Source organism: Streptomyces sp. SAS_272 (genome assembly GCF_052543235.1).
The window spans coordinates 1-9,680 of the sequence record NZ_JBMNDR010000156.1 but is presented as its reverse complement, the minus strand read 5'-3'; the positions used below and the strand labels follow the sequence as shown (position 1 = coordinate 9,680).

The window sequence follows — 9,680 nt, the reverse complement described above, 5'->3', positions numbered from 1 at the left end:
GCTCGGGGAGGCGGTCGCCCCCCGAGCCACAGCCGTTCCCACCCTCTGCCCTCGGCTTCACGGAACGTGCACAACTACCTCCGTGAACTTTAGGTTTCAAACGCTACGCTCGTCGGCAGTCCGAGCGGCCGGACCCCACGCCGAGTCGCTCGCATCCCCCCATGCTCAGGAGAATCGCGTGCGCGACGGCGACGTAGTGGTGATCGGCGGCGGTTATGCGGGCGTCCGCCTGGCGAAACGGCTGGACGCGACGGCACGGGTCACGCTGGTCGACCGCAAGGACGTGTTCTTCCACCGCATCGCCTCCCTCCGCGCCGGTGTGCGTCCCGAATGGTCGGTCACCCCGTTCATCCCGTACGACCGGCTGATGCGCGACGGACGGATGGTCGTCGGCAAGGCGGTCCGCATCGACACCGCCGAACGGCAGGTCGTCCTGGCCACCGGCGAGCGGCTGCCCTACGACGTGGTGGTGATCGCCACCGGCGCCGACTACCCCGAACCGGCCCGCTTCACCGGGACCACCGCCGAGGAGACCCTCAAGGCGTTCGCCGGTCACCAGCGTGCCGTCGCCGCAGCCAGCCACGTCCTCGTGGTGGGCGGCGGCCCCTCAGGCGTCGAGCTCAGCGCGGAGATACGCCTGGCCCGGCCGGACGCCCGGGTCACTCTCGCGCACTCCGGGCCCGCGCTGCTGCACTCCACGGGCAGCGAACGTGCCGGCCGCAAGGCGCAGGCCTGGCTGGAGTCGCACGACGTCGAGGTCCGGCTGGACTCGTTCATGTCCCGCGGAAACGACTTCGCCGCCTACCGCGACGCGCACGGCGGCGTCCTCGAAGCCGACCTCTCCTTCTGGGCGACCGGCACCACCCCCAACACCCTGTGGCTGCGCCTGGCCGGACTCGGCGACTGGCTGAACCCGGCCGGGCACGTCAAGGTCGACCGCCGGCTGCGGGTCGAGGGCCGGCCGGACGTGTTCGCCGTCGGCGACGTCAACGACGCGACCGAGCTCAAGATCACCCCGGCCGCGCTCGCCCAGGCCGACCTCGCCGCCCACAACATCCGCGGCTACCTGCAGAGTCCCGGCAGGCACCGCAGGGAGCCCCGCCTCTACCGGCCGCTCCAGCGCACGCCGCTGATCGTGCCCTTCGGCCAGACCGACGGACTGACGCTGCTGCCCGTGCCGGGCGGCGAGAGCGCGGTGCTCGGCGGCCGCACCTCCGTCCTCGCCAAGGCGAAGACCCTCATGACCCCGTACATGCGCCGGCAGTTGGGATACACCGCCACCTGACGGACGGCCGTCCCCCTGCCCCGCACGACCGGAATCACCCGGGCCGACCGGCCGCGCCGGGGCGCTGCCGACGTGACCAGGGCCGGGTCGACGCGCGAGGTGGATGTCGAGGGTGAGGAGTCGCGGCACCAGCCGGATGCCGCGCGGGCCGACCGGTCCGAGCGGCGGCCGTCGCCGACGACCAGGCCCTCGGCGCACGGGGTCGTGTTACCGTCGCGCGATGTCCAAGTCCGAGATCGACTCGCTGACCGCCGAGTTCTTCGGTGCCTTCGACAACCGGGGCGGCAGGACTCCTGACGTGGCACGCATCCGCAGGCTGGTTCTACCGGCCGGCGTGGTGGTGAAGACCGGTCCGGAGTTCACGGTCCTCACCGTCGAGGAGTTCATCGAGCCTCGCAGACGGCTGCTGACCGAGGGCCGGCTGGTGGAGTTCGCCGAGTGGGAGACCTCCGAACGCACCGACATCGTCGGCGACATCGCGTCGAGGCTCGGCGAGTACTGCAAGTCCGGGATCCTGGACGGGGAGCCGTTCGAGGGCGGCGGGACCAAGACCTTCCAGTTCGTCCGCACCGCCGAGGGCTGGCGCATCGCAGCCCTGGCCTGGTTCGACCAGCCCTGACCGCGGTCGCGTCCGGCGGCGCACATGCCGTCGGTGTGCCCCTCGCGTGCCCGGTCCGCCGCAGCCCGCGGGCACTTCGTCCGGTGGTGACGTGACACACCGTCCGGATCACGCTCAGGCTGTCGCCGTCCCGCCGGGCTTGTGCAGGAGGGGCAGGGCGTCCAGGTACTCGGGCGGGTGGTCGAAGGCCCGGGTCAGGGTGGCGAGATGGGGCTGGAGGCTGTGGGTGACAGCGTCGACGGCGTCCGGCAGCCCGTGCACATGACCCGGGTCGATGTGGCCGTCGGCGAGGAGTATGCCGGTGTGCGGGGCGAGGTGGGTGAGCAGGAAGAGGGTGGTGACCTCGGTGAGGAGGCGGCGGGCCGGCTCGTGGGTCGTGCGGGCCAGGGCGGCCAGGAGGGCGTCCGCGGCCTGCAGCCTGATGTGGCTCTGCGCCTTCTGCAGCGCGGGCGCGGAGGCCGTGTTCCAGCGGGCCTGCGGGTCGCGCGAGGGCCCATGACGCAGGGCCCGGTGTGCCTGGTCGTGGAAGGCCTGCTCGGTGCGGGCGAGCAGGTTGCGCAGATGACGGGGGTTGGTCAGGACGGGCGGCCCGGCGTCCGGGGTGGGCAGGACCGGCGGCTGGTGCAGCAGTTCCGCGGCGGCCTTGGTGGTGATGAGGAGGTTGTCGCCCTCCGCCGTGATGGTCCCCTCGATGTACTCGGAGAAGCCGGCGAGGTGGTTCGCGGGAAGGAGCCCCTGTGCCCCGCAGCGCTCCCGCGCCTCGAACGCGATGGTGCGCGCCTCCCAGGTGATCCAGGCCTTGGCGAGCGCGACGAGGCGTTCGAGACGGGGTCGGTCCGCGGGGTCGTGGCTGCTCCACCGCGCGGTGAGCGAGCGGTGCAGGAGTGTCATCGCGTAGCTGGTCGCGACGCCCTGGAGCAGCCTGCTGTGGTGGGTGCGATGGGTGTTGATGGGCAGCCGCTGACCGGGCCGGGCTCCGCTGACGTGCCGGTGGTCGCCGTAGCGGACGGCGATGGCGAGTGCCGCGCGCGAGGCTCCGACGGCCGCGGCGCTCATGCACAGCTTGCCGACGGTGACCCGGGAGATCGAGGTGAGGAAGCGTTTACGGCGGTTGCCGAGGCTGCTGGTGAGGGAGTCGTCGGGACCCAGTCGCCCGTGCTCGCCCTGAAGGAGGGCCCGGCGCGGCAGCGGGAGGTGGTCGAAGGAGGTGAGGCAGTGGTCGACGGGGGCGTTCGGACGCAGCGGGAGGGGTGTCACCGTGATGTGGGGGAGCGGCCCGTCGAGGTCGGTGAGCGGGGTCAGGAAGAGGAACACTCCGTGGTCGCGGTCGCCGACGAGCAGACGCGCGGCCACGACGGCGCTCTTGGGGCCGCCCAGTGTGCTGGTGTTGGGCATGAACTTGGCGGCGCCGGGGTGGGGGGTGTGCAGGAGGAACCCGCCCGTCGCGGGGTCGAGACGGGCGGTGGTCTCCAGCGCGAAGGCGTCGTTGCCGTGGTCGACCTCGGTGCACAGGAAGGTTCCGGTGCGTCGCAGCGCGGTGAACTCGGTCAGGTCCCTCGAGGGTTCGTCGTCGTGGTCGAGGAGGCTGCCGAGGAAGAGGTTGTAGTGGATGCTGGCGACGGTGGTGAGGCCGCCGCCGCCGTCCACGATGGCGGCCCACTCGTGCAGCGCGGTGAGGAGGGCCGGGTCGGTCGCGAGCGACGCGGGGTCGGCCAGCAGGTCGTTGACCAGACGCAGCCAGGCGTAGGACTGCGCGGCCCGCTCCTCGGGGGTGAGGCCGGGCCGGTGACGGAAGTCGTCTCTCGCGATCAGGCGGCGCCACGGGGAGTGGACGCGCTCCCGTTCGCCGTCCTGGTCGAACAGCAGCCGGGTCAGCTCGCGGACGGTCGCGATGTCGTCCCCCGCCGGGCCGTCGGCCGCGTCGGCGAGGGGGCGGGGACCGCTGCGGTGCGGCCCGGCGGGACGCTCTGCGCCGTGGAATGCCAGAAGGGCCATGACCACTCCCCGTTGTCGCGGATCCGCACACCGGTACCTCTGGTTGCACCGTCCGCCAAAAGATACGGACCTACCGGTTTTCTCATCAAGTCGGAAACCGGCAATCCGACCGGCCGCCGATGGCGTGTTTTGGGGGGTCCCCGGGCCGCCGGAGCCCGCCCGGAACGGGTGTGGCGAACTCACGCCCGAGGTCCGGCGGTTGCGGCGTCGGAGCCCGCGGCGACGGGCAGCCGGATGGGGCGCCGGTGCGATGGCGGACATGCGGCGGCGAGGTGGCAGGAGTCAGACCTGTCGGTATATTTTCGAGCCGGATTCGCCGGAGCTACCTCGGAGGTGGGGCGTGGCGCTGCAGGAACGGGCCGTCCGGACGAGGCGGGCCGTCCTCGTCGCGGCCGCGGCGGTGTTCGCCGAGGTGGGATACGAGGCTGCGACGATCGCGGAGATCCTCGCGCGGGCCGGCGTCACCAAGGGGGCGCTCTACTTCCACTTCTCCTCCAAGGAGGAGCTGGCGCAGGCCGTGCTGGCCGGTCAGCTGGAGACCGTCCCGGCCGTGCCCGCACGGGAGCTGCTGCTGCAGCAGGGGCTGGACGAGGCGTTCGTCCTGGCGCATCTGCTGTCGGTGGGCGATCCGCTGGTCCAGGGAAGCATCAGACTGACCGTGGACCAGGGGGCGCCGACGGACGGGCTGGACCGGCGCGCCCCGATGAGCGGGTGGATCGCGCACAACGCGGACCTGCTGGGACGGGCGAAGGAGCGCGGCGAACTGCTGCCGCACGTTGATGTGAGGGCCGCCGCGCGGATGTTCGTGGGGGCGTTCACCGGGGTCCAGGTGCTGTCCAAGATCATGACGGGGCATGCGGACCTGCCGGAGCGGGTTGCGGACCTTCAGCGGCACCTGCTGGCCGGGGTCGCGGTGCCCGCCGTGCTGTTGCAGCTGGACACGGCCGCCGACCGGGGCGCCCGGGTGTACGAGGAGGCCGTGAAGGCCAGCTGGCCGACGGGACAGCCCCGGGCCGCCGGCTGACCGGCGGGGCCTCGTCCGGTGAGGCCCCACCGCAGCGCACGCAGGTCGCCGGGCTGCCGGCGCGCCCCGACTCGCACGGGGGTGTGTGAGGCGGCGACCGGGCACGGGCCGGCCCGGCGGTAGGCGTGGGGCAGCAGGCGCGTGCGGGTCGGTGGTTGAGGGTGGGGCGGCAGGGGGAGGGGTCCGGGGCGAACGGTTGTCCGGAGGCGTGGTTCCGCGTCCTCGGCCGAGAGGCGGGGAACGCCCCCTCCTCCCGACCGGTCGCAGGCCGACTGCAGGACCGACCCTGGGAGTTCGACGATGGATACGACAGCCTGCCCCTACGCCCTGGACGTGACCGGGCGAGATCTCGCGGGCGAGGCGGCGATGCTGCGGGCCCAAGGACCCGCTGTGCGCGTGGAGTTGCCGGGGGGCGTGGTCGCCTGGGCGGTGCTGCGGCAGCGCGAGGTGGAGCGGCTGCTGACCGATCCCCGGGTGTCGAAGGACGCACGTCGGCACTGGCCGGAGCTGATCGAGGGACGCATCACCGAGGAGTGGCCGCTCTACCCCTGGGTGATCAACGAGAACATGCTCTTCGCCTACGGCGACTCGCACACCCGGCTGCGCAGGTTGGTGGCGGGGGCGTTCACCGCTCGGCGTTCGGAGGCGATGCGGCCACGGGTGGCCCGCATCGCGGCCGAACTCGTCGACGGGCTCGCGGCGAGCCGGCCGGGGGAGCCCGTGGACCTGCGGGCCTCGTTCGCGGAGCTGCTGCCGATGCGGGTGATCTGCGAACTGTTCGGGGTGGCCCAGGGCGAGGCCACCGACGCCCTGTGCGCGGCCCTGCACACGGTGTTCGCCACGACGATCAGCGGCCGGGAGATCGAGGCGGCCCGCCTGGAGGCCTTCGCCCGGCTGTCGGACCTGGTGAAGGCCAAACGGGCCGAACCGGGCGACGACCTCACGTCGCTGCTGATCCAGGCGCGTGACCAGGAGGACCGGCTCACCGAGGAGGAGCTCCTGGGCACCCTGTTCCTCATGATCGCCGGAGGGCAGGACACCACGGCCGCCCTGATCACCAACGCGGTCGGCGCGCTGCTGCGACGGCCCGAGCAGCTGGAGCACGTCCGGGCCGGCCGCGCGACCTGGCAGGACGTGGCCGCCGAGACGATGCGGGTGCACACCCCCGGGGCCTACTCGCCGATGAGGTTCGCCGTCGAGGACATCGATCTGGACGGCGTGCTGATCCGCAAGGGCGAGGCCATCCTCGTCAACTTCGCGGCGGGGGGCCGGGATCCGGAACGCTACGGGCCGCACGCCGAGCGGTTCGACGTGCTGCGCAAGGATCGCGACGGCCTCGGTTTCGGCCACGGGCCGCACCGCTGCCTCGGGGCGCCGTTGGCCGGAGTGGAGGCGGAGAGCGCCTTCGCCGCGCTCTTCGAGCGCTTCCCCCGCATGGAACTCGCCTGTGCGCCGGAAGAACTCCTGCCGTTGCCCAGCTTTCTGATGAACAGTTACCGGACGCTGCCCGTCCGGCTCGCTCCGGTCCAGACCTGAACCGGACAACGTCCCTGCGCCGCCGGCGGCCGAAGGGCGACGGACGCGGGCCGAAGATACCGAGCGCGCGGTTTACTTCGACGCCGCCGCGGTGGGATGCTCTCCCCGTTCCGCCGGACGCAGGGCGCGGCTCTCCGCCGTCCGCGCAGGCTGGGGAGGAAGACCTGATGGTCAAGCAGGCACGGGCGGTCCGCACCCGTCAGGCCCTTGTCCGGGCGGCGGCCGAGGTGTTCGCCGCCGAGGGATACGCCGGGGCGTCCCTTCCGGCCATCAGTGAACGGGCGGGGGTGAGCAACGGCGCCCTGCACTTCCACTTCGCCAGCAAGCACGATCTGGCGGCGGAGGTGGAGAGGGCGGCGGCGGACGGCGCGCGGCGCCTCGCCGAACAAGGCCGCAACCGGGCGGACACGCTGCTCCAGTCGCTCGTGCACACGGCCTGCGGACTGTTGCTGGCGGTGGTGGCCGACCCGGTGATCCGGGCGGGGTTCCGGCTGAGCGGTGACCCCTCGCGCAAGGACGGGGCGCGGCTGCTGCGCTGGTGGCAGGCGTGGGTGCACGAGCTCGTCGTACAGGCGCAGCGCGAGGGGGAGCTCGCGCGGGACGTCCCGGCCGACATCGCCACGACCGTGATCGTGGCCGCGACGGCGGGCTTCGAGGTGATGGGAGCGGCGGACCGCGACGTGCTCTCGGTGGAGCGCGTGACACAGCTGTGGACCTTCGTCCTGCCCCGGCTGGCGGCCTCGCCGGACCACGCCTCGGCGTCGCCGCGGCCGCAGACGCCGGTGGAACAGCCGGGCGACTGAAGCGTGTCCGGCGTGATCCGGCGGACAGCGCCTCGGCCGGGCGTCGCCGGGGGACCGGTGGCGGCCGGTGCGGGGGCCGTCACGGCGTCGGCAGCTGCGTTTGTGCGTGTATCCCTCCCGGAAATAAGGCAGTTGGGCCCTTCGCGCCCACTGCCAGGAGAGGAGCGCCCGTGCCGCACTCCGAAGAAGAGCCTCTCGTCGCTCTCGCGGCCCGCCTCGAGCGTGACGACCCCCGTTTCGCCCGGGCGCTGCGGACCGGACGCCCCGCCCGGCCCCGCGAGTACCGCCGCACCGGGGCCCGCTGGACGCTGGCTACGGGCGTGGCCGTGCTGAGCGGCGGCGTCCTCCTGTCGCACGGGCTGCTCATCGCCGCCGGACTGGTCGTCACCGGCATCGGCGTGCAACTCCTCGACGCGCACCGGGCGCGCACGGGCTGCCGAAACCTCCCTCTCCGGTGAGCGAGGAACCCGGCCTGCGCTAATATTCTTTACCGAGTGCTTACGTTTCGCCGGGCGTCGACGCGCTCAGCCGTGCAGCAACGGCCGGCGGTCCGGTCACCGACGTGAGGGAGGGCGTGCCATGGGTCGAGTCATCCCCGTGCGCGTCGACAACGCCGCGCGCGACCGCGTTCCCGATATCGGCGGTACCGGCCCGAGCGACCACCCGCAGCGCTGACGTACGACTCCGCCGGCCCCGACGGGTGCCGCGCCGCCGACGGCCGGTACTGACCCGCACCCGCCTCCCCTCCGTCCGGCGCCCCGGGTGACCAGGACGGATCGCGCCCCCACCCCGCCCACGCCTCGCCCCGCTCCGGCGTCCCAGGCATGAACCGCCTCGCCGCCCGCAGCGCCGGGCGACCCGCTCCGTACAGCGCCCACGCAGCGACCACCCCGCCCGCGAAGGCCGCGTTCCCCGCGGGCGCACGGGCGATCCGCCCTGCGCCCGCACGCCCGGGGGCGACCCGCCGACCCCGCGACAGCACCGACGCACACCGCAGACCTCGACCGACGCGCCACCACCGATCCCGACCGACGGAGGACAGACGCCCGTGCACGACACCACCGCCCTGCTCATCGAACTCGGGGCGATCATCCTCGTCCTGGGCCTGCTGGGACGCCTGGCGGGCCGGGTGGGCTTCTCGCCCATACCCCTGTACCTGCTCGCCGGGCTCGCCTTCGGCCAGGGCGGCATGCTGCCCCTGGAAGCGAGCGAGGAGTTCATCGCGACCGGCGCCGAGATAGGGGTCATCCTCCTGCTGCTCCTGCTCGGCCTGGAGTACAGCGCCTCCGAACTCGTCACCAGTCTGAAGACCCAATACCCCTCCGGCGCGGTCGACTTCGTGCTCAACGCCGTCCCCGGCGCGGCCGCGGCCCTGCTCCTCGGCTGGGGTCCGGTCGCCGCCGTGGCGCTGGCCGGCGTCACCTGGATCTCCTCCTCGGGCGTGATCGCCAAGGTCCTCGGCGACCTGCGCCGACTGGGCAACCGCGAAACCCCGGTCGTCCTCGGCATCCTGGTCATGGAAGACCTCTCCATGGCCGTCTACCTGCCGATCCTCACCGCTCTGCTGGCCGGCGTGAGCCTCGCGGGCGGCGCGCTCACCCTGCTGATCGCCCTGGGCACGGTCGGGGCGGTCCTGTACGTGGCACTGCGGCACGGGCGCCTGATCAGCCGCGCGGTCTCCTCCGACAGCGCCGAGATGCTGCTGCTCGTCGTCCTCGGCCTCACCCTTCTGGTCGCCGGCATCGCACAGCGCCTCCAGGTCTCCGCGGCCGTCGGCGCGTTCCTGGTCGGCATCGCCCTGTCCGGAGAGGTCGCCGAGGGCGCCAGCAGCCTCCTCACCCCGCTGCGGGACCTGTTCGCCGCGGTCTTCTTCGTCTTCTTCGGACTGCACACCGACCCCGCGGCCATCCCGCCCGTCCTCTTCCCCGCCCTGGCGCTGGCCACCGTCACCACCCTGACCAAGATCGCCACCGGGTACTGGGCGGCACGCCGCGCCCAGATCTCGGTCAAGGGCCGATGGCGGGCGGGCGGAACTCTGGTCGCACGGGGCGAGTTCTCCATCGTCATCGCCGGACTCGCGGTCGGCGTGGAACCGCGCATAGGCCCGCTGGCGACCGCGTACGTCCTGATCCTGGTCATCCTCGGGCCGCTGGCCGCCCGCTGGACCGAGCCCCTCGCCGCCCGTCTCACCGCGTCGCGCGCAGCACCGGCGGGCGCGGCCGGGACCATGGACGCCGTCGACGCCGTGGAACCCGCCGGGACCGCCGGGACCACGGGAGGCGGCGCCGTGCCCGCGAGCCGCTGAGGAACGGCGTGCCACTAGGTCCTGTCTGGCGTTCGGATCACGAGTTCGGGAGATCGCCTGCGCGCCGAGGTCTGTTCTTGATAGGCCGTCAGTCATGGCGCGAGGCGATCTCA

Annotated in this window: 8 protein-coding genes; 7 read left to right on the top strand and 1 reads right to left on the bottom strand. The window is 73.0% G+C overall.

What is annotated here, in order from left to right; all coding sequences use genetic code 11:
• Positions 1-178 precede the first annotated feature (178 nt).
• Both ACN6LD_RS41150 and ACN6LD_RS41145 read left to right on the top strand, forming a co-directional pair.
• Complete coding sequence (locus tag ACN6LD_RS41150) at positions 179-1,285, top strand: NAD(P)/FAD-dependent oxidoreductase (protein WP_319195175.1); 1,107 nt, start codon at positions 179-181, stop codon at positions 1,283-1,285.
• 220 nt (positions 1,286-1,505) lie between these two features.
• Positions 1,506-1,904 (top strand): DUF4440 domain-containing protein, encoded by a 399-nt coding sequence (locus ACN6LD_RS41145; protein WP_445045837.1) that lies wholly within the window; start codon positions 1,506-1,508, stop codon positions 1,902-1,904.
• 114 nt (positions 1,905-2,018) lie between these two features.
• Here the strand turns inward: ACN6LD_RS41145 and ACN6LD_RS41140 are convergent, their stop codons facing one another.
• Entirely contained in the window at positions 2,019-3,899 is a 1,881-nt protein-coding gene (locus ACN6LD_RS41140; protein ID WP_445045836.1) for an acyl-CoA dehydrogenase family protein, read from the bottom strand.
• A gap of 340 nt (positions 3,900-4,239) precedes the next feature.
• Between ACN6LD_RS41140 and ACN6LD_RS41135 the strand changes: the two genes are divergently transcribed.
• The 5 genes from ACN6LD_RS41135 to ACN6LD_RS41115 all read left to right on the top strand — a co-directional run bounded on the left by ACN6LD_RS41135 (position 4,240) and on the right by ACN6LD_RS41115 (position 9,567).
• Positions 4,240-4,923, top strand: coding sequence for a ScbR family autoregulator-binding transcription factor (locus ACN6LD_RS41135; protein WP_319195170.1), 684 nt, complete (start codon positions 4,240-4,242; stop codon positions 4,921-4,923).
• 300 nt (positions 4,924-5,223) lie between these two features.
• Complete coding sequence (locus tag ACN6LD_RS41130; protein WP_445045835.1) at positions 5,224-6,459, top strand: cytochrome P450 family protein; 1,236 nt, start codon at positions 5,224-5,226, stop codon at positions 6,457-6,459.
• Between the two features lie 167 nt (positions 6,460-6,626).
• A complete protein-coding gene (locus ACN6LD_RS41125) occupies positions 6,627-7,262 on the top strand; it encodes a ScbR family autoregulator-binding transcription factor (RefSeq protein ID WP_445045834.1) in 636 nt (211 codons plus the stop codon).
• A 170-nt stretch (positions 7,263-7,432) separates the two neighbouring features.
• Positions 7,433-7,720: a DUF3040 domain-containing protein gene (locus tag ACN6LD_RS41120; RefSeq protein ID WP_319195165.1), complete on the top strand. Its 288-nt coding sequence runs from the start codon at positions 7,433-7,435 to the stop codon at positions 7,718-7,720.
• Positions 7,721-8,310: 590 nt separating this feature from the next.
• Positions 8,311-9,567, top strand: a complete 1,257-nt coding sequence (locus tag ACN6LD_RS41115; RefSeq protein ID WP_445045833.1) for a cation:proton antiporter — start codon at positions 8,311-8,313, stop codon at positions 9,565-9,567.
• The last annotated feature ends 113 nt before the right edge of the window (positions 9,568-9,680 follow it).

Bases quoted from the DNA above. Each gene is read 5' to 3' on its own strand.
- ACN6LD_RS41145 (WP_445045837.1), top strand. From the start codon at position 1,506: ATGTCCAAGTCCGAGATCGACTCGCTGACCGCCGAGTTCTTCGGTGCC.
- ACN6LD_RS41130 (WP_445045835.1), top strand. From the start codon at position 5,224: ATGGATACGACAGCCTGCCCCTACGCCCTGGACGTGACCGGGCGAGAT.
- ACN6LD_RS41140 (WP_445045836.1), bottom strand. From the start codon at position 3,899: ATGGCCCTTCTGGCATTCCACGGCGCAGAGCGTCCCGCCGGGCCGCAC.
- ACN6LD_RS41125 (WP_445045834.1), top strand. From the start codon at position 6,627: ATGGTCAAGCAGGCACGGGCGGTCCGCACCCGTCAGGCCCTTGTCCGG.